We start from the raw sequence: 20,120 nt of genomic DNA, 5'->3' as shown, positions 1-20,120 counted from the left end.
CTTGTATGCGTCCTCCTTCGTTGGGCTTCCATGTTGCCTCACGTTAGGCCGCCGACGGCAACGGGCGGAACGCCTCGACGGATAGCGGAACCCTCGCTCGCGCCCCGGCAGCACGAGTGCATAGAGGCGACCCGGCTGGCGGTTTTGGTTGATGGCGCGGTCCGAACCTCTCACATAAAGGGCGGCGTCTTTCAGGGACACGTTTTCCGCAATATTGTGCAAACCGACGTCGTCGATTTGCAAAAATTTGTTCCCGGATTTTGCAGAATTTTGTGCCTGGCCCCATGGGTCCGGCTGACGGGCGGGCCTGCGAGGCGACCAGGTAGCCTCTTCCACTCCGTCCGCGTGGCCCCGACTTGGTAGCGTGATCGCGCGGCGGCTGGCGCCCGACTCAAAGTGTGGATGTTCGGGGCCAAGACCGAAGCGATGAGCGCCGAGCAGTCGCCGGCTGTTCTCAACTTCCTGGCTGACGTCGTCGTCAATGGCTTCACTCGGGTCATCGGCGCTCCCTTCTTCCTGGTGTTGGACATTTATTTTGCGAAGCAGCGGGTTAGGAAATAGCAGCCGCCGGGGTCATGCCGACGAATATGTGAAGCAAGCGGATGACGTGTCCTTGGCTACCTTGCTCCAACTTGCCTGCGTGCATAGCCAATGAGAGCGGATGCGCATTCAGCACGGTGAGCTTTGCTTCGTCTCCATAAGCACTACGAATGCGGCCGTCAATATTCGTAACTACGCTGGCGGCCGGCAACTTGAGCACGTACCCAAGCATCATCCCCCAGTGGTGCCCTGTTGCATACTGGCCTGTCACAAACCGGTCGACCCCATGCGTCACGTACCGGCGATTGAGCGCCGTGTCTCCGTGCGCGACGCGCTTGCACTCAACGGCCAGGTAGGCATCCTCATCGCCGAACTGGTGAAGAAAGCGCAGAATGATATCGATACGGCCGAGTACCTCGGGATCGTCGGTGCTTAGATCCAGCACCTCGAATTCCCCACCAATCTCAAGATTGGTAAGGCCAAGTTGCTTCTTGATCCGGAGTGCCGCCTTGCGTACGTGGAGGGTAATAGGTACCTCGAGCATTCCACTCGTCACCAAGGTTTGCGCTTCTGCCGCGCTACGGCAAAGCAAATCCACGACGGTAGCAATTTCGTCTTCGGACATCTCGAACGACGGACGTCCAATCGGAGCATCAGGCAACAGACGCATGGCGCTCCTTGACCCAATGGTCAGCCAAGATGACATCCGCATCGTTAAGTCCTGCGGCTTGCGTCCAGTACCGAACCTCCGATGGTTTCAACACGAACAAGTCATTGTCATGGTACACACGCAGTTGCCGACGCTCATTCAGGTAGGGCGGAACACCAACTCCCCCTTGCCCCCGAAGAATCTTAGATAGCCGCTCGACTTCATCCTCGGTCCCCTGGTGGACGACTGGATGATCCTCAGGTGCGCCCGCCACCATGGCAAATCTCACTGCCGTTATGCCCGGTACACCGTCGGCCACGTCGCCGCGCGCGACGCGTCGAGGGTAGATCACCGCCTCTAGGTGTCGTTTGCCGCGCGCACGCAGAAACGCGTTAACTGTGTTGACAACCTGGCCTGCATATGACGTCAGTGTTTCTGGCGGAGGCGTCTTGATAAAAGCCATTCGCTGCTCGCGACTGTCAAACAAGAACATACGAGCGCGCATGACGCTTTCGTTCACCAGTGCGGCCTCCGCTCTATCAAGGTCGTAGAGCTCACAGACCGCCGCATCAAGGATCGCAAGGTGCGCTGGATTTTCGGGTTCGTTGGCGACGGCTTCCTCTGCCTCAAGCACTGCCTGCAATGACATAGCATCTACGCACGACAAATCAGGCATCCGTAAAGACATGATGTCGCCCGGCTCGACCGTTGGCCTCTCCAAGCCCCACACGCCTCCTGCAAATGCAAGTTGGAAGGTAACCACACTCGAATTGAGGATGGCGCAAAGTACTTTGGCCGCTTCCGGCCGTTTGCCGATAAAGGAGATGCCAAAGAAACTCTTGTTGTAGAGCAAGCCGCGCGGACTGAATGCAGCGCTATAGCGCCCCAACGCGATCGATCGCGAGAATGCGCCCTTGGGGCAAATCAATAGAGGGCCTTTAAAGATGTCCGGGTCCCGTACACGATGCAGATTGCCATGATCGAAGTATGCCAACTGGTGGTCGTGGATACGCAGTGGCGTATATGCATCAGTGGTAAGGACCTTCAGCCTGTAGTAGCTCGACGGTGGCTCATTTATGTCGCCCCCCAACAGCTGGAAACCTTGGCCTCGCTTAGTCAAGTTGGCGTCATCGAGAATCTGCGCCAGAGTAGGAAACCGCCGTTCCAGCTTCTCGACCAACCAGCCATCACGCACGGTGCCGAAGCTCGCCGCTTTGAGCATGGAGGGCGTGCGCAGGACACGCGACAGAGACACGCTCTTCAACTCGCCTGGGCCTACATGAAACACGCCATTGCGCCGAAAATCGGGCGTCCATGGTATCGACCCGACAAGAATGCGATCACCATCTTCAAGCAAAGTACAACGCGCAAAGAACAGCAGCGCTGGCCCAACCGCATCAGGGAACAGGTCTTCCTTTCGCAACGCGGAAAGGTTGACCAAGGCTGCTGGCTTCAGCTTGCGAAGCAAAGCTCCCCGAGCATTTAGGGCGTGTATGTCCTTCGAGAAGAAGGGCGACGCCTTCATGATCATGCCGATGCGACCCGAATCGCCGGCCAGTTGCGCAGCCTTCCATAGGAATTCCTGGTCCGGGCTACGACGTGGACGAGTACTTTCGTCATCGTTCGCTTTGCGCTTGCGCTGCGGCATATCCCGCCGCACGAATGTCCATGGCGGATTGCCCACGATCGCATCAAAAGGCTCCGTCATTAGGGGCGCTGGCAAGTCGTCTGCAAGCGTGTCTGCCTCAAATAGGGTAACCCCGATCAATCGGTCGAACTTTAAGTCGGAGATATTCGCTACGGGCTCTTCATCGAGCTCAAGTGCAGCGAGGTACAAACTAAAGGCTGCAATACCCAAGGCTGATCGATTTATGTCGATGCCATAGAGCTGCTTATAGAGAACCTCGCGCACCAAGGCGCGGGTTGCCGTTGCGCCCTGCGTTTTCTTCCAAACTAGGCGGCGAAACGCTTCGACGAGAAAAGCCCCCGACCCACACGTTGGGTCCATTACTCGAGCCGTACCAGGCAGCCCCTCGAATACGGGGTCCAGCGTTAGATGAACCAATTCGACGGGCGTGTAATGCAGCCCTTGGATATGCGCTTCTTCGGCCGCACTTGACCGCGCGAACTGTTGATAAATTGAGCTAACCAGATCGACAGGTATTGCGTCGAACCGAAAGCGGAACAAACGCCCTTGGCCAGATACGAGGCTACGACCCTCAATGAAATCCCGTAGTAGCGTCAGATGCGCCTCCCCGAGACGCTGATGTTCCGCGCCAGGATCATCCATCGGAAAGAGGTCACCGTTAAAGGTAGTGCGCAGCCACTTGAAAAGGCCGAAAGCCTGTTCAACAGACGCGAACAAGGCGGCAACATCTCTCGGAAAATCTTGGGGCAGAAATGGCTGAGCGATGCCGCGATCAATCAGGTAGGCGGTAAAAATGCAGCGACCAATGAGTCGTTGCGCGAAGTCTCGCGAAGCTTTGATTTCGGCACGAGCATCCACCAGCCGTTTCCCCGACACAGGTGATACCAGGGTCAACCGCTCTTCTAGCGCATTGATTTCGGCAAGCAGAACACGATCTACTCGATGGCGTCGATCAATGCCCTTCCCGATCGGACTCGACCAGAAGGCGCCTGTCTCGGTCGCGAAACGACCGCACATCGCATCTAGTATTTCTAACTTGTCATCGGCACCGAGAGGAAAAACGTCGATTGGCTTCGTCGCAATCTGGTCAGAGCCCTCTCTATTCGGCGAAGAATAGCAATCGTATAGGCGGACATCAGTTGGGGTGATGATCCATAGCAGTGGCGCAACGCCGATGTTCCACGCGGCCTCATGCCATCCGGCAATCTCACTATCCGTAGGGACGGTATTGCCGGCATCTTTAAAAATGGCGGCCGGGGCTCTGTGTGCCGAAAACACCGCATCCGCCCGAAGACCGACGCTACGATCCGAGAACGCGGGTCGTATTTGAGGCGAGACGTTTTGGCCTGGGCGCACGAGGCCGGGCGCGGCATCACCAGACGCGAGCAGGTACCCGGTTGCCTTGAGCGCTTTTGTAAACGCAAAACTGCTCATGGCTACCCGCGCCTCATCGAGCCAACTCCGCGGCCGTCACTGACTACGCCCATAGCGGGAAACAGGGAGAATTGCGTAGAAGTGCTCGGCGGTGGCAAGGAAAAACCTTCGGAAAGTAGTTTGAGGTGAGGATCTAGCCACAAAACAACGCAGTCAATGTCCGGAGTGGCGGTTTCCCGGCTGACTAACTGCCAATCCGCGCCCCCTTGCAAGAGAAGCGCCTTACCCCAAAGGGATACAAACGATAGGGAGCCCAAGGCGGTCCTAAGATCCGCAAAAAGCTCCCTATGCACCTGGAGCTCCACTTTGAAACGATCGCGCAGTACAACCGCCAAGCGCAACAGCAGGATGGTCTGCCAGGTAAAGCGCGCAGGTGAGCCGTGTCCCTTGGGCTTGATATCGGCGGGGATCAGTTCGCGCCGGCTTGTCCATTCGCGAAGTTGCTCTGTCGACAGGCCTGTCAAGCGAACAGCGTCGCGTGTGCTGACAAAGTGCATCCGGCGTGCTCTCTAGATCGGGTTTAATACCCTATTTTTGCACAAAAACGGGCATCGCGCCCGTTCTTTTGGGGGCCGGCTCGTTAGCCTCGAAGTTGTTGCGCTGGCAAGGGAGGGCTCAAAAGATAAAGGGAATCCGCTATCACAAGGAGTACGGCCCCTATCCGACCCGGGAAAACTCAACGGTTTGCCCCGCATTTGACCGCCCGCTGCAGCCAGTCCGGCATCTCGCCGGTCGCGTCCCAACTCGGCCCCGCGGCATTGCGGTAGCAGACCACCGGCGGCGGCTCGAGAGTGGGGGCGGCGGGGGCGGCGGATCGAAGCACCCCGCCGCTGCCAGCTCCTCCATGGTCAACCCATAGTCGCCATCTCGGCCTGGATCCAGCGGATCGCTGCCGCCCGCTCAGGCTTTGCTGTCATCGTGTTCGTTGTCGCTGCTATCGATGCTGTCGCCGCCGTCATCCGGGCTCGGGGCGCTCGCCCTCTGGACTTCGGCTGGCGGTTCGCTTGGTGTGTCGCTTGATGTGTCGCTGACGGAAGGGGCCGGGCCGCCGGCCTTGCGCCGCCGTCGCTCGGCGCTAGCCCCCTCCCCCCGCTCGCGCCGCGCTAGCCGTAATTCTGCCAGCAGCTGGCGCGCCAGCGCCGCTTCGGCTTCCGCGCGCTCGGCCCGGCGCTGCGCCGCGGTGAGTTCCGTCTGCACGGTGGCCAGGTCGGTGGCCGCTTTCCGCTCGGCGGCGTCGGCGGCCGCGCGCCGCGTCGTCAGCTGTTCGAGGGAGCGGGGCGCGGCTGCTGTCGACGGAAAAGCCTCGATAGCCAAGGCGGCTTGCGACGGTCGACGGCTTTGCGAAGGTCGCGCCCCGGGGCGCGGACAAGGGTGACTGCAAGATGTCGACCTGTGGGGGGGCGAGTCGTCAGGTTCGGGGGTAGAAGAGGGGTTGGATACAGGCATAGCTCAAACGTTCGCCGTCGATTTCGTCGAACAGCGACTCGCCATTTTGATAGACGCCGGTCGGATAGTCCTGAGGCAGTAGCTCATATTCTTCGGCGACGAGCATGAACGACTGCGCGTCGTTGCCCACGAGCGGCAGGTCGAAGTCCTTTCGCCAGCGATAGCCACTGGAGAGCGGATCGATCTCCGGAGCAAGGCCGTCGCCTATGACGGCGTGCTGCCGCCATCCGACGCTTGCCGCATCCCACTTGAGCAGGGAAAGTCGCAGCGCATTGGGCTTGTGCGACGCCTGGCCGAGCGCGGGAACCTCAAAACCGGGCCCTTCGATCACCACCGTCCGTTTGCCCGCGCCCTTGCGCACCTCCACCCACAGACGCCGCTCGGGAAGGAGCTGCACATCATAGGCGATGGGATGCGACAGGCGGAGATGGTCGACGGCATGGGCCTGGTAGCGCACGAGCCCGAGGCGAACGAACGGGAGGTATGCCGGGCCGATATCGAGCTGGAGATCGCAATACAGCCCCTCCTCCTCGCTGAAGCGCGGCGCAAAAGGCAGGATCTTGACGGAGAGCGGTGCGATGCCGGACACGAGCGAAGGGTCGAGCAGGGGGACGCCGTCGCCATTGCCTAGGAAGAGGGCCGCATCGACGGGCGGTGGCGCATCGCGGAAATGATGGTGGCTAAGGCGCAGGGGGACGGGCGCGCCCTGGCGTGCTGGGTCGGCGCCCGCTTGGCTGATGAAGCGATGATAAGGCGCGAGGCGGCCCTCCTCATAGTCGCAAACGGTCTTCGGGTCGTCTTCGCCAAGGAGGACCACGCCGAGGCGCTCGTCCTCGCCCGAGGCGTACCAGCCTTCATCGAGGATGATGCGCACATGGGCGAGACGGCGGCTGCTTTCTCGCTGCCCGGGGATCTGGCCCCAGGAGAAGAGCGGGAGCACGCGGTCTATGCGGGGCGGCGGCGGCCGGAAGGTACAGTCTATCCAGACCGTCGGCGCTGCTGCGAAGCGGGAAGATTCGACGTCGTAGCGGCCGATCCATTCGCCCGGCGCGGGCGGGTCGGGCGCCTCGGGATAGAACGCGGTGAAGGCCGAAGTCGCGACCATCTTGACTGAGAGCGCACGGGCGCGCCCGTCCCGGAAGGCGTGGGCGAGCATACGCAGTTCGCCTGGCTTGCCGGTGACGCTTGCATGCCGTTGCGCCCCGAGGTTCGACGATCCGAGCTGGGGCGCCGAGCGCAGCAGGTCGATCCGTCCCTCGCTGCCCCGTCGCTCGACCTCGAGCGCGAACAATTGGGCGGTTTCCGATGCGATGTTCCGCATCCAGCGACCGTCTGCGGCGCGGCTGACCGTCCCTTCGTTGAATTCGTGCCAGACCGCTTCGCAGCGCATATTGCCGGTCGACTTGCGATCGATATCAACCCGGCCGGTGAAGAAGGTCGTCGTCCCACCCTCCTCGCTCGGCCAGCAGCGCATGTCAATGCCGCTCGCCTCATAGCGCTGGACCTTCTGGGACCAGGTCTCGAGCGCGCCGGCTGGCGTAACGCCCGGATCATCGTTCGCGACGGTGACGCTGACAGCGTGAAGGCCAATCCCAGTCGAGCCGGGCATTTCGTCTGGCGTTTCCTTGGGGATGAAATCGGGGCTTCGCAGAGGTTTCCGGACGGCGTGGACGAGCGTCAGCGCAACCGCTCCACCATCGCCAAGCCTCGTCTCGCCGGCAAGAGTCAGCCGATAGGTCTCGCCCTTGGGCAATTGGGCCTTGAGATAGGGGAGGTTGACGGACCTGCCGTCGACGTCGCGGATCGCAATCTCGCGGGCGGCGGCGAACGAGGCGGGTTCCGCGGTGGGCACAATGTCGACGATGATGGGGAGCGCGTCGGCCGGCCCTTGCGGGCTCTTCCAGAAGTCGCGCTCGGCGGTCGCGAAAGGCATGCCGCTTCCGAGGACCGAGCGGCGCTCAATCGATGCTACGAGACGAGCACCATTTGTATCGGGGAAGAACGATGCAGTGGGCGAGGCCGGTGCCCGCCGCCGTCCGAGGATCGCGACAGTACCGCGGGACTGGCGATATTTGATCTCCATATAGTCCGGGCTGCCAATCTTGATGCCGGGACGCCGCCGGCCGTCCAGGGTGACCGGCATTAGCATATCGCCGTCGACGAAGCGGATGCTCCCAAGCGATCGCCCGAAACGAGCCTCGGGAAACCGCCCGTCTTCATCGAAGAGCCAAAGCCCTGCCTTACTCCCTGCGAAGGCCCCGAGCGGCCGGTCGTCGTGGAGCGAGGGCGCGTCGAAGAGCCTCTGTTGCTCGGCACCATCGAAGCTTCCGCGCGGCGGTGTCACGAACCGCCTCGCCAATCCCGTCCCGTCGCGAAGCACGAGGATCTCGTTCGCCTCGCCGGCGGTCTCCATCTTCGGGTCGTTCGCAAGGACAATAGGATCGTCCCAGCCGAGATGGACGTCGGGCGGCGGAAGCGGCGCTGACGGGAAGAGATAGGGTCTGCCCTGGGGGTCGCCGATCACGATCGATGCGTCGTGCGCATAGCTTTGGGCCGCCTCGTCGAAGAGGGGGCCGGACCCGTTCACATAAACGAGCCGACACCCGCAGGCATAGCCGGTCTTTTCGCGCAGCGGCGGCATCGTCACGCCGGTCTTGGGATCCGGTAGCCTATAGGTCAGTTGCAAGGCAAGGTCGCGCGCGGGATCGACGGTAGGGGCAGGATCGCTCGGCCGCTGGACGTGTACGGCGAGGCTCTCGCCGGCCCACACCATAAGTTCGTCCTCGCAGCTGATCTTGCCGTCCTTATGTTCGGTGATGGCGAGCGCATATCCGTGGTCGCGCGGCGCAAGCTGGGCAATCAGTGGCTCAGCGTAGAACGCCGGATCGAGCTCGTCATGCACGCATGTTATCGTCCTTGCCGTCACCGGCCGCCACCGCTCCGGGGCGATGGCGAGGCTGGCGGCACCGCGCTTCGCAATCCCGAAATCGGGTCTGACCCCGGCAAGCATGTCGTCGACATAGTTGACGGTTATGGGGCCGCTCGTCGCTCGCTTCTCTGCCTCCTCGAGCCGCTGCGCAGTCGCGCGGTCGTAGAGCGCGAGGCCGCGTCGATAGCGTTTGAGGTCGGGACTTTCCTTATTCTCCGCCGCCTGGACTAGGTCATGGAGGGTATTGACCGCATCGTCAGCGCTCAGCACGAAACGTGGCTGGCTGCCGTTTATCGTCGCGCCGAGGTTGAGATAGCCCTGGCGAAAGAGGCCGGCTGAAGCGGTAGCATCCGGATTGGGCGCCGGCCCAAAATAGCTGCCGTCGAGGTCAAAAGCGGTCCAGGCCGTCTCGCCGCCGACCCGATTCCCCGCCTCGTCGACGAACTCGGCCGCGATTGCGCCGGTTGTAAGTCCCTCAAGGCTGGAGCGCGGGATCTCGACCTGGACGCCAAGGCCAAGATAATGGGTCAGGGTCGGGAGCGCGAGGAGCGCGCTAAGCTTGCGCCCGGCCGCTTCCTCGGGCTTGGCGCCCCAGTCCGTCGTGTTCGGCTCTTCGACGGGCGGCTCGGGTTCGGTCGCGCCGAAGAGCCTCGTCCAATGGTCGCGGAACATAGTCGCGATCTCGGCCTCGAACTCGGCGGCAAAGACGAGGGCGTGCGCGGCCGGATCGTCCCCTTGAGCGAGCAGATGGTCGATGCCGCGTTCCAGACGGTCAAGCTGCTCAGCGCGCGCTGCCATCGGATCAACAAGTGAAACGGCCAAGGGCGCGGCAAGCGGGTTGGGTCCGGCTGCCATCCAGCCTGCGATGCGCTGGGCGAGCCCCTTGAGGTCGCGCGCGAGTTCGGTTCGACCAAGAGGCAGCCGCGCCTCGCGCCACAGCGAGAGCTTGTCGAGAAATACCTGGAGATCGGCGACGCGCGAGGAGGCGACGGGGGGCGGCTTCGCGGGCTCGGCGCTCATGGACTCGATCGCGTCCATGAGCGCGGTAAAGCCCACGGGCTTGAATATGTCCCGCCACATCGCACTCGCAGCATCGCGCCGCGTCTTGCCATTGTAATATTGGCTTGGTTGGAAGAACGTACCGAGTTGCGAGCGCGCGGGCACGGACCTCAGCTCGGTGACCTGGCCCGCAACTAGGGTCCCGATGCGGATGCGCATGCGCTCGGCAAGGCGCGCAATCTCCCCTAGCCAGCTGTCGATCGCGATGGCACCTGCGATGTTGGCGCTTGGTGTTACCTGGATGCCGATCCGAAGCATATTGATGTCTGCGCCGTCGGGAATCGCTAGCAACTCGGCACCGACGGTCCGGGTTTGCGTGGTCATGCTGCCTCCAGGAGATCAAGGTCAAAGAGTGCACGATAGGATTGCCATTGCGTTTCCTTGACCGGTACTCGGGTGCTGATGAGGGCCGGCGCCGCGGCCAATAGCGAGGAAAGGCCAAGCGCCTGCGGGTCGCTACCATTGCTCAGCCGGTAGCGCGCCGAAACGCTGTAGCTTAAGCGCACGAAGCCGACCTTGAAGGAGAAGCTGTAGGTGGTCTCGCCGAAGAGAGCGCCGCCTGTCGTCTGAGTGAGCGCGACCCGGAGGCTGGCGCTGATCGAGAAGCAAGCGATGCTGCCCTCGCCGACCGCCTCAAAGAGCGCGGTGATGACATGCGCCTTCTTGCCATCGGTGGTCGTGAGGCTCTGGACGCGAATCCCCGCCACGATCCGCCCTTGCGCGTCGAGCGGACCGAATTTGATCGCCGCGACGCCGCCGAACACGAAGGCGAGATCGATGGCCTCGATGCCATCGGTGCTACAGGTGATGCTGACCCAGCCGCCACCGCCATAAGGCGGGCTTGAAATGAGAAATGGGCGGTCCCGGCTTGCGAGCGCGAAGAGGAACAGGGCGCGGCCCTTCGAGACGCTGTCCGCCGAGAATGGAAGGATGGCGGCAACGCAGAAGGCGACGTTGATGAACTGCAGCGAGCCGATCTGGATGATACCGGCATCATAGACATAGCCGACCTCGAGCCCCGGGAAGTTCTCGGCAGCGCGAAGATAGAAGCCGCTGCCCTGAGGCGTAAGCCATTGCTGCAGTTTCTCCACGAATTTGAGGTACGTGCCGATCGTCACGGCCTTGACCTCGACCGCAAGGTCGGGCGCCGCGCCGTTGACGGAGGTGAAGCGCGTCTCCTCGAAGGAGATGGTCAGCATCCAGAAATCTGCTCCGAGGAGCCGCAGTTCGAATGGCCGCAGGGCGCCGGTGATCTCGATCTCGCGCTTCCCCGTCACGACGTCGAATGAAAAGCGGCCATCGATCCACAGATGCCAGTTAAATCCGGCCTTTGCCGCGGGATGACCAAGCGGCGGATCGCTCGGGAGCTTGGGGGGCGGCGGATCGTCGGTCGGCTTGAAGATCCAGCCATCCTTCGAATCAGGAAAGCGTTTGAGCGCGGTCGGCCAGAAATAGCGCGTCTGGAGCTTGGTGGGTACAAGCTGCAGGATGAGCGCGCGGACCTCTTCTTCAATACGTTTAAGTTCCTGGCGCAAAGCCTCGGTCAGCGTTTGCCCGACATCCGTAAGGCCAAGCGCCTCGACCGCGGCGACAGCCTTGTTGAGAGCGCCTTCGTGACGGCGATACCGGTCGATCAGCGCCGAGACCGTCGCGACATCGGGATTGTCGGCGATGGCGTTGATTTCGCCTTCCTCAAGCGCCACGTCTTGGCGCGCAGCGGCCAGCGTATTGATTTTTTCGTCGCCGCCGAGCGCTAGCCGGTAGACCTTGTCGAGGATCTCGTTGGGGAGCTTGGTATCGAGAATGAGCGCAAACACCGTCTCGGCAAGGCTGTAGATAGGAAGCAACGCCGCCATTAAGGGAGAGAGGACGGTCGCGACGGCCTTGTCCATCGCAGTCAGAGTGTCGGAAGTAAAGCCGACGCTCTGCATCAAGAAGGCGGCGAGGCGGCCATCGAGTGCCTGTTGGAACGCCTTGACCTCCCGGTCGAGAAGCGCCCGAAGCCGGTTGGACGCGATCGCGCCAGAGAGTTCGCCCCGTAGCGCGGCTGCATCGCGCGCGGCCTCTTGGATGGCGGCGTCGAGCCTGTCGAAATAGTCCTTGGGCCCGATAGCCGCCTCTTTGATCTGCGCGATCGCGGCATCCAGAAGTGGTTGCGGGCCGGCGAGCGCGTCGATGCCCGTCAAGCCGCGCGAGAGCGCGGCGCATTGCTTGACGATCTCGTTGAGCGCGGCCTGTTCTGCCGCGATCGGATTGCCGTACGAAAATTGCTTCTCGATTGCCTCGCAGCCGCGGGCGATCTCGACGAGGCTGTCCGTCACCGACCGGCGCAGGCGAACGATGGCGGCCAGCGGATCGAGATAGTCGCGCGTCAGCGCACAGGCCGTGTCCGCCGCTTGTGCGAGCCTCTGCCGCTCCGCGTCGAGGCGCGTGATCGCTTCGAGCACTTCTTCGGTGGCCGAAATGATGACGGCGAGCGCCGCGCGAAGTGGCAATCCGATCGGGTCTGGCGGAATCTGAATCTGTCCCGCAGCAGTCTTGACCGCGCGTGCAGCCGCATCAAGGTCGACGCTTGCCGCAAGGATGCCGTCGCCGATGTGTTTGGCGGCCGGACCGACGGCGTCGCACACGCCTTGCACGCGCCGCCCGGCCTTGGCAATGGCCGCGATCTCGCTGCTCTTGAGCACCGAGTCGAACAGGCTGACGACGATGGCGACGGCCCGCGAGAAGGCAGCGCTCGCGGCCCTCTCGACAAGCGTCTTTAAGCGTGCGGCTAGCGCGTTCGCCTCGTCCATGAGGGGCGCGAGGACGGTGCGCTCGAGGCGGGTTCCAACAAGGGGGGAGAGTTCGTCGAGCAGCGCGCGCGGATCTTCGGTGGCGATTGCATGAACCGCGGGAAGCAGGTCAGCGAGTCGGACTTTGATCGCCCGGGTCGCCTCGGTGGGGAGCGTGTCGACTACGCCAGTCGCGAAGGTAAGCGCTTCCTTGGGCGACATCGTGCCGCCCGGCGGCGTCACGATTTTGGCGAGATCGCCGGCAAGCCCATCGAGGAAAGCCTGTTGGATCACCACCGTCCGGATATCGTCGAGAAGAGGGTCGTAAGACTGGAGGCGATCGGCAATGAGGGCGACGCCGGCTCGGAGAGCCGACGCAATTGCGGCGTGCCGGTTCTTGAGCGCCAGATCGAGACGAGCGCGCAGGTCAGCTTCGCGATCGAGGATTTCAACAAGGCCTTTCCAGGCCTGATCAAATGCAAACCCGTAGAGGCCTTCGGTAAGCCCGCGCAGGGCTGCCACCGGATCCTTGAAAATCTCGGCGCAGCTTAATGTACCGCGGGCTCCGAAAAGGATGGTGCCGAAGCCCTCGGCATCGATCGCAGCGCAGAAGGCGTCCTCGATCCATTTGAGGATCACCGACCATGCCGCAGCCGCCTTATCGCCGATTTCCCTGTCGGCCTTGCCGACAAGGAGTTCGAAGGTCCGACGGACGGTCCCGATGACTTCCTCGAAGGCGTCGGGAACGGGATCCTTGATTACGTCGGCGACTGCGTCGAGTAGGTTTCGAAGGATCGGCGCGAGGGCATCGACGGGCGGGCGAACCTCTTCCGCCGTCTTGGCGCTAATTGCCGCGTCGAGTTGCTTGCGGACCTCTGAGGGCTTGCCGCGCAAGGGAGCCATGGCCTGCGTCAGGCTTAGATAGACATCCTCGAGATTGAGGTTCGATTTGGCGAGGAGCGTATCGGCCTTCGCGATCCCGGCCTCGAGGCGGCCGACAAGATCGGGGTCGCCATAGAGCGCCTCGCGTAGGCCGCGCGCGACGCTCTGGACTAGGACGAACTCCGCGCGTGCGCCGAGCATAGTTTCGTCGAGCAGTCGTGGCGCTTGATCGAGCGACAGGGTGGCGGTTGCACCTCTAACGATATCGGCGAGGGACACGACGCCTAGGAGCTTTGCGTCCCCAAAAAACTGGCTTGGATCGAATGTGCCAGCGACCGCCTGGCCGAAATCCGGGGGGGTGCTCGCGAGCGCGCGCTTGGTCGATCCGCCGACCGGGCCGGTCAGACGCGAGATGGCCGCCACGTCGAGATCGAGCGATGCAACGCCCCCGCTCCGATCGGCGCGCGCCGAGGATCGCATCGGCAAAGCCGATTGGCCGAGCGTCAGGAATATCTGGTGCGCTGTGTCGATGCCGTCGCGCTTGTAGCCGTCGAAATAGCGGACCTCGACCTCGCCATGGGGAAGGCCGAGCATTTGCTCGATATTCTGCATGGCGACGAAGCCGCGTTCCATGAGCGGGTAGAACGCCGGCTGGTCGGCGCCTTCCATGCGTCCGTCGCGCGCGAAATGTTCGCTGCCGTCCGGGCCGTCGCGCCGCCCCTGCGCGGCGAGGATCCATCGCGTGCTGTCGAAGCTGGTATCGCCCTCGCGCTTGGGCTGAGCATAGCGATGGCGGGCGCCGCCTAGCCACGCGGACCGCCGGTCGTCGTCCTCGACATTATAAAAGTCGACGAGCGCACGCATGACGTCCTGGCGGCTGATTACGTCATTGCGAACGAAGATAAACTTGCTGCGGACGCTGGCCGCGTCCTCGGTGGACCATTCAAAGATAATATCCGAAGGTGTATCGCCCTCGATCGCCTGGGGCCAAAAGATCGCCCCCTTGGGGACGGGCTTGGCCCCAGAGGGAAGCGTCAGCTCTATGTCGACGATCGGGGCGAGGTCGGGCGTCACCAGCGTCTTGAGTTCGACCCGGCGCGGTGGGAACTCCCGTCCGCCGAAGGGCTGATAGGGACCAGGGTAGCTGCGCGGCTTCTTGGGCGTCACGATAAAGTGCCGCTTGATGAGATAGGAGATCGGGTTCTGGGCGTGGTCGGGATAGATGGCGCGCTCATGCACCGTGATAAGCGAGGCCCGGATGCCGAGCGGGAAGAGATATGCCTTGTCGACTGCCACGACTTGCGTGTCGCGGCCAAGATATCCGCGATAGGTGAGCCGCTCGAGCGCGAGGCCGATCGGATCCCCCTTTGCGTCCCAGAACAGGCTCGGGGGGACGCCCCGCCACGAGAAGTGCGCAAATCCGCCGAGCGCGCTGGCGCTCAGATCGCCATCCTCGAAGGGCGTGGCCAGCGCGATGCCGCTGTCACGATTGACGTAGCAATGGCCAAGGTCTATTGCGGTCAGAAATCCGATGGGCATATCGGGCCGCACTACCGTTGGGCGGGGAACGGCGGCGCTGCTTGTCACGAGATCGTCGCCGGCCGTGGAGTCAGCGCCTAGGCGGCGCAGCCCAGGCAGGCCATAGACTGATGTCTGCGCAACGATTTCCCAATGATGGCGCCGGCTGAGCGACAGCATCGGGACGCCCTTGGACGGCGGTTCGTCAAGATCGGCCGGAAAGACATGGGGCTCGAGCCGCGTCGACCATACGGCGCGAACAGATCCGCGACCGGTCCTGTCGAGACGTGCGGTCCAGATCGGTGCTGCGCCGGCGTCGGGATAGTCTTTCGACACCACCCATTTCCCTGTGCCTGAAGGCGAGAGGATGAGCCGGCTCGGCATCTCGATGGCGGTTTCCCCTTCCGCGGGTCCCTCGAGGCCTGCAGCGATTGCCGCCTGCGCGCCGTCGAGCGAGAGCTTCTCGAGTTCCGGGGCGGTCATCCCCGGAAAAGCCGCCGCGAGCTGGTCAGCAATTTCCGGTCCGATGTCCGCCCGTCGGTGGACGATGGGCCGCAGCATGGTCCAGTCGGTCAGCTCGCTCAATCTGAGTTTGGGCGCCCAGTTGATCTGATCTGGGATCACGAACACCAGTCGGGAAGGTCGAGCCATGCGCACCGGCATCGGGCCCCAGGTGGTGGCCGTCTCGCAAGCCTCAGTTCCGAGTGGCTTGTGCTTGAAGCCTTCGGCGATATGCTGCGGGGGGAAAATGACACGCAGCTTTCGCCGCGGCACCCCCTTGATCGGCAAGAGACGCGGCCTTCTTGACGTGCTGAGTCCGACGCAATTCAGGCCCCTGATATGGAAGAGAAGGTCGACATGATCGCGAGGCCTGATGGCCCGGATGACGCACCCGAGCTTGTAGTTGGTGACCTTAAAAAGTTCGTCGGCCGAGTCAGCTTGGCTTGTTGCCGTTAGGGCAAGGCTAACGGTTTGTTGAGCTGTCCCGAAGTCCCAGTCCGGATCCGCCATGAGCCACCTCCAAAGTTGGACCTTGTGCGCTGAAAAACGACGAAATCTCCAGTTATTCGGCGAGCTTAGTCGGGGCGAGCGTAGAGCAACAAATTTCCGTTAGGCCGAGAACCGTAGGTCGCGATCCGCCATCTGGTGATGTCGACGACTTTAAGGAATCCACCAAGTCGTGACTTATTTGTTAATTCGTCGGGATCGATCATGCGGAAGGTATCCTGCGCCTGATCAAATGCCGCGCCTGCATCAGCTTTGGATACCCATGAGTGGCCACTCCACGCGTCGGACAGAGTTTTGTAAAAAGACGACTTCGACTTGATAGGAGTGGAGATTACAGATTCCCGGGCCGGCCTTGCATGGACGAAATCAAAGATCTTCATCTTCTCTCATGCCTCCCAATACACGATGCGAGTGTGAGCGGCCTGGCGGATGGCTTGGTCTGGTGCAAGGGGACTGCCTATTTGCCGGGGCCTCGGGCTCGCGAGGTTGTACGCATTGAATTGCCGCCTAACTGCGTTCGGCATCTACCTTCAGCCTGAAGCCCGCCGCAGCTATCTTTCCTCGCCGATAACGTCCAATGTGGACCTGCCAAGCCGCAACTAGCCGGCCTCCTCACGTCCTAGCGACGGTGGGCCATCCAGCGCCACGCTCGTGTTGGCTGTCACCCTGTCGGCAGTCATCTTCGCGGCCACTTCCCGCTCGCCTCGGGTCGATCTAGCCATCTGCTTGCTTTTTGCCACCCAGTACCACGCAAAAGTCCAGATACCAGCCGCCTCGACCCAGAACACGACCGTGTGCCCGAGGTCCATCACCCAGCTCAGGACAAATCCGACGACCGGAAACGCCACCATCAGGCCGCCGATCGTACGGTAGGTTCGCGCATAGCGACGCTTCCTACGCTCACGGGCCGCAAGGTCTTTCTGCAACGGCAGGTATCTAAGCATGTCATTGGCGCGAAAGATTCCCACATAGGCAAGGCACCCGAACATCAGGACAGCGGCCAGGTAGTGGACGGGCAGTGATCCCCGCTGGGCCGCGGCCACCGCCGCGAGGTCCGGGCAGGCGGCGAACAGGGCAGCATCGTCCGAGCCGAGTCGCTCGGGAAAAATGGCCACGCACGCACCGCAGATGCCTGCGGCGTTCAGCGCAAGATTCTCCTGCCAGCTGAAGCCCTTGTAGAGGTACAGGCCCACACTAATCGCGCACAGGAAACCCACGAAGAGGGTGCGCAAGGGGAATAGGCTGCACTGTGCCGCCGTGGCGGCGAAATAATAGGCGCTCGTCGAACTCAGCGGGGTGAGGCCGTAGCCATAGAGGCCCGCGCCGACGGCCCATAGCAGCACAGGGAGGGCAATTGCCAGCACCGCTAGGCCGAGCCGCAGGCTTTTGTAGGTGGCTTGAACATGGTCTTCGACCCGCTTGCTCCTACCCAGCAAGTGTCGCATAACGCGCTCCTTATTATTGTTGGCCCTTCTCATAAGTGGCGGAGTCGTTCACAGCATCGGCGCCGATGGTGCGGTGGCGCAATAGGGGTGTTTTCTACGAACAGACTCGAATAATCCTCAGCCGATGTTTCGCATAATCGGCGACGAAAGCGCCTTTAAAGCAACATCCATACGCTATTAATGATTCTGTTCCGGGGATAGCCAAAGCTAGCAGGCTGTTGAAAAAACCCCATCAAGATGAACTGAGGCACTGTTTTAGAAGGATCTCCGTGCAACCGACCGATGATTTGCCGCAGTGCGAGGCGGACCTTGTTTACTCCGGCGCCACTTTCAACAGACTGCTAGACGGCTCGTACTGATTACTCCACGCGATAGCGTTGTGGCGCACCTACGAACGTTCTCGCTTGGCCGCTGAACCAATGCCGCGTTTGTTGAAAATCCAGCATGGGAACTGATAGCGGCAAACCGGGACGATTTCGAGGTCTTCCTCTGGCTCAACAAATCGTGGATATGGAGTCTTCCTACATAAGGGTAGACGCGAAGCTGAGAGGGCACTCATCCTCCAGAAGGATGAGTTGATCCTAAACGTTTTATATCTGATGTTAATATTTTTATATCGCGCTAATGAAGGGGAACGGAGACGGGGCAAGCGATGGATAGCCGCCACGACGACTAGTAAAGTCCACGTATTTGCCAAGCCCCCGTCGGCCCTCGATACCCCGTTTACGAGAGCTTTGATTTTGGTGCAATGTATACCAACAAGCTGAGCTTCTCGCCTGCGATGTACTATTGAAGATGAGGGAGAAATTCAGGTGGAGAGCCTCGGCCCTGGAAGCGTGTAACGCTGCTGGGCAAGGAGGCGGTGACGTCCGTATTAGGATTAAGAGCCCAGTGATGGAACTGGGGCGAAGGGGGCGTCATTGTCTGTGTTTATATTGCGAGCAACCCGCCAGGCGTCGACCGGCATGGATAAGGCAAACCTCTTTACAAACGTGAGAGATGTGGGACGCATATCTGCGAGGTGAAGGCTAACCGTGGGTCGGTGGAAATGGCTGGACGTTTTGGACTGATGAATAGCCCCATGGATTGAATAAAAAAATTATTTATACTAATGGATGAGGCAATAGTTTTATTTTCTTCCTATGCTTCGATTTCCCGCTCCGGCAAAGTTGAACAAAAGGTACGACCATGACAGACATCCTGAGGCCGTTTTCTCTCGACGAATTCGTGAAGCTCGAAGCGCGCTCGCCCTCTGTGACATTGCAGGCGGCAATGTTTGAGGACGGCGACTATTTCGTACTTCGCCCTGTATCCGATGGCTTGTCAGCTTATCGGGTCGCCAAAGCAGACGTTGCAAATTACAAGCCCCTGCTAGGTACAGACACGTCAGGCGCGCCGCTTTACCTTGTCGAGATCACCGCCTCTGCTTCGGTACTTCGGTTGACACCTGGGAACGCCGCTGACCTTTTCGCCCCGCTGCGCGCTACACTGCTCGCCACGCAGCGCGCTTCAGTGGACTTCAAGCTCAACGGCGAGGGAACACTCAATTTCAATGGTACGATCTTTCCGTGCCTCGGATCACCGTCGATTGCGTACACGAAAGATCTGACCGTAACCGCCACCATGGGTGTCGACAAATTCGAAAAGAAGTACAGCAACGAATTTCAAGTCGATATGACTTACGCCGTGCTCATAATGGGAGCCCGTGGAATTTATATCCATGAAGGCGCGGATAACCTAAAAGACAACGAAGGCCCTTCAGCGGGATGCATTCATCTTGCGCCTGGCAATGCTAAACAGTTCTATGATTGGGTGAGCAAGCCCACGCGGATCGTCATCTCGTACCCTTGGTAAGAGCTATTTGGTACGGCGGACCTGTGTCAAGGCATGCGGTTATACACAATTGTCACCATCGTCGACGGCTCGAGCAGAGTCCGAACCTCGACATGGCGCGCAAGATCTTGAAACTAACGGCATGCTTTTAGGGTATGCGAAATCGAGCCGTCAAGTAATGATCATCGCAACCCTTCCTCTCGTCGGAAACCGACTGCAATATGCTCACTTGCCGCCAATGCTTCTCTTGAATGATGTGCGCAAGTGACTGCAGCGCAGTTTTGTGAGCATCAAAAAAAGATGGCAATCCCTGCTTGTTGGCTGGTACGTGACCTTCGTGTATGTACTGGGATCGCAGATCGTACATGCCCGCCACCTTAGATTTGCAGTCATGGGGATCTGTGAAGAGATCAAGCCTTGGATTGATCGATACACCTGGTGCGCAATACTTCTGCACTAGCAACACCACCGCCTCCTTCTTCTTTCCTCTGGCGCCGGCGGCAAGCATATCCAAAGTCATAAGGGCCAACAGGAAGCTCCAGACCCACTGCGTAGATTGCGCAGCATGCGTATAGTTGGCGGCCGCGAACAGCAGAAGTGACTGAGGGGCGCTCGTAAAGGATGTAGACGCCACGGATTCTTCTAGGGCGCCAACAATATCTTTCACGGCAAGTTGATATGTGGGCTTAACACTGAAGACGGGTGCCAACAACACGCAGTCATGTTCTGGGTACAGCCACGCCCCGGTGCTGTCGACCATCTTTGGCAGGATTGACGTCTTCGGCCATGAAGATGCCCTTAGGATAGACTCGCCATCAGGCAATAGAAACTGAGCGTCAACCGCTTCACGCAGGCCGTCGGGTACCACGATAGCGATTCGCTGGCGGACCGAGATGCTGACGAGGTGCGCTTGAAACTGCTGAAAGAAAGAGACCGCCGCCTCCTTAGAACTCAT

11 protein-coding genes and 1 pseudogene are annotated in these 20,120 nt (G+C 61.0%); 2 read left to right on the top strand and 10 right to left on the bottom strand.

Features of this window, described 5'->3' with window-relative positions; genetic code table 11:
• Window positions 1-402: 402 nt before the first annotated feature.
• Window positions 403-561, top strand: a complete 159-nt coding sequence (locus tag ACOCMH_RS14180) for a hypothetical protein (RefSeq protein WP_427308949.1) — start codon at window positions 403-405, stop codon at window positions 559-561.
• On the opposite strand, the gene ACOCMH_RS14175 is transcribed toward ACOCMH_RS14180, so the two are convergent.
• The 9 genes and pseudogenes from ACOCMH_RS14175 to ACOCMH_RS14135 all read right to left on the bottom strand — a co-directional run bounded on the left by ACOCMH_RS14175 (window position 551) and on the right by ACOCMH_RS14135 (window position 17,332).
• On the bottom strand, window positions 551-1,210 hold the full coding sequence (locus ACOCMH_RS14175) for a hypothetical protein (RefSeq protein ID WP_427308947.1): 660 nt from the start codon (window positions 1,208-1,210) through the stop codon (window positions 551-553). The two genes, ACOCMH_RS14180 and ACOCMH_RS14175, sit on opposite strands and share 11 nt — an antisense overlap.
• The gene (locus tag ACOCMH_RS14170) at window positions 1,194-4,271 is read right to left on the bottom strand and encodes an HsdM family class I SAM-dependent methyltransferase (protein WP_427308945.1); all 3,078 of its coding nucleotides are present in this window, start codon (window positions 4,269-4,271) and stop codon (window positions 1,194-1,196) included. Before ACOCMH_RS14170 ends, ACOCMH_RS14175 begins: the two co-directional genes overlap by 17 nt.
• Window positions 4,272-4,273: 2 nt before the next feature.
• On the bottom strand, window positions 4,274-4,768 hold the full coding sequence (locus ACOCMH_RS14165) for a MerR family transcriptional regulator (RefSeq protein ID WP_427308943.1): 495 nt from the start codon (window positions 4,766-4,768) through the stop codon (window positions 4,274-4,276).
• A 160-nt stretch (window positions 4,769-4,928) separates the two neighbouring features.
• Window positions 4,929-5,188: pseudogene (locus ACOCMH_RS14160) on the bottom strand (H-NS histone family protein).
• Window positions 5,172-5,585, bottom strand: coding sequence for a hypothetical protein (locus tag ACOCMH_RS14155; protein ID WP_427308942.1), 414 nt, complete (start codon window positions 5,583-5,585; stop codon window positions 5,172-5,174). Before ACOCMH_RS14155 ends, ACOCMH_RS14160 begins: the two are co-directional and overlap by 17 nt.
• A gap of 94 nt (window positions 5,586-5,679) precedes the next feature.
• A complete protein-coding gene (locus tag ACOCMH_RS14150) occupies window positions 5,680-10,029 on the bottom strand; it encodes a hypothetical protein (protein ID WP_427308940.1) in 4,350 nt (1,449 codons plus the stop codon).
• Window positions 10,026-15,890 carry a hypothetical protein gene (locus tag ACOCMH_RS14145; protein WP_427308939.1) on the bottom strand — a complete coding sequence of 1,955 codons (5,865 nt, stop codon included), beginning with the start codon at window positions 15,888-15,890 and terminating at the stop codon, window positions 10,026-10,028. Before ACOCMH_RS14145 ends, ACOCMH_RS14150 begins: the two co-directional genes overlap by 4 nt.
• A 65-nt stretch (window positions 15,891-15,955) precedes the next feature.
• A complete protein-coding gene (locus ACOCMH_RS14140) occupies window positions 15,956-16,267 on the bottom strand; it encodes a hypothetical protein (protein WP_427308938.1) in 312 nt (103 codons plus the stop codon).
• Between the two features lie 219 nt (window positions 16,268-16,486).
• The gene (locus ACOCMH_RS14135) at window positions 16,487-17,332 is read right to left on the bottom strand and encodes a hypothetical protein (protein ID WP_427308937.1); all 846 of its coding nucleotides are present in this window, start codon (window positions 17,330-17,332) and stop codon (window positions 16,487-16,489) included.
• Between the two features lie 1,188 nt (window positions 17,333-18,520).
• Between ACOCMH_RS14135 and ACOCMH_RS14130 the strand changes: the two genes are divergently transcribed.
• On the top strand, window positions 18,521-19,186 hold the full coding sequence (locus tag ACOCMH_RS14130) for a L,D-transpeptidase (protein WP_427308935.1): 666 nt from the start codon (window positions 18,521-18,523) through the stop codon (window positions 19,184-19,186).
• A gap of 127 nt (window positions 19,187-19,313) precedes the next feature.
• On the opposite strand, the gene ACOCMH_RS14125 is transcribed toward ACOCMH_RS14130, so the two are convergent.
• Window positions 19,314-20,120, bottom strand: coding sequence for a hypothetical protein (locus tag ACOCMH_RS14125; protein WP_427308933.1), 807 nt, complete (start codon window positions 20,118-20,120; stop codon window positions 19,314-19,316).

This window comes from Cupriavidus sp. H39, assembly GCF_050271075.1.
Taxonomy (GTDB): domain Bacteria; phylum Pseudomonadota; class Gammaproteobacteria; order Burkholderiales; family Burkholderiaceae; genus Cupriavidus; species Cupriavidus necator_B.
The sequence above is the reverse complement of the archived record's forward strand: the minus strand, read 5'-3'. Positions and strand labels throughout refer to the sequence as shown.

Coding starts and splice junctions, on each gene's coding strand:
- ACOCMH_RS14180 (WP_427308949.1), top strand. CDS start 403: ATGTTCGGGGCCAAGACCGAAGCGATGAGCGCCGAGCAGTCGCCGGCT.
- ACOCMH_RS14175 (WP_427308947.1), bottom strand. CDS start 1,210: ATGCGTCTGTTGCCTGATGCTCCGATTGGACGTCCGTCGTTCGAGATG.
- ACOCMH_RS14170 (WP_427308945.1), bottom strand. CDS start 4,271: ATGAGCAGTTTTGCGTTTACAAAAGCGCTCAAGGCAACCGGGTACCTG.
- ACOCMH_RS14165 (WP_427308943.1), bottom strand. CDS start 4,768: ATGCACTTTGTCAGCACACGCGACGCTGTTCGCTTGACAGGCCTGTCG.
- ACOCMH_RS14150 (WP_427308940.1), bottom strand. CDS start 10,029: ATGACCACGCAAACCCGGACCGTCGGTGCCGAGTTGCTAGCGATTCCC.
- ACOCMH_RS14145 (WP_427308939.1), bottom strand. CDS start 15,890: ATGGCGGATCCGGACTGGGACTTCGGGACAGCTCAACAAACCGTTAGC.
- ACOCMH_RS14140 (WP_427308938.1), bottom strand. CDS start 16,267: ATGAAGATCTTTGATTTCGTCCATGCAAGGCCGGCCCGGGAATCTGTA.
- ACOCMH_RS14135 (WP_427308937.1), bottom strand. CDS start 17,332: ATGCGACACTTGCTGGGTAGGAGCAAGCGGGTCGAAGACCATGTTCAA.
- ACOCMH_RS14130 (WP_427308935.1), top strand. CDS start 18,521: ATGACAGACATCCTGAGGCCGTTTTCTCTCGACGAATTCGTGAAGCTC.
- ACOCMH_RS14125 (WP_427308933.1), bottom strand. CDS start 20,120: ATGAGTTCTAAGGAGGCGGCGGTCTCTTTCTTTCAGCAGTTTCAAGCG.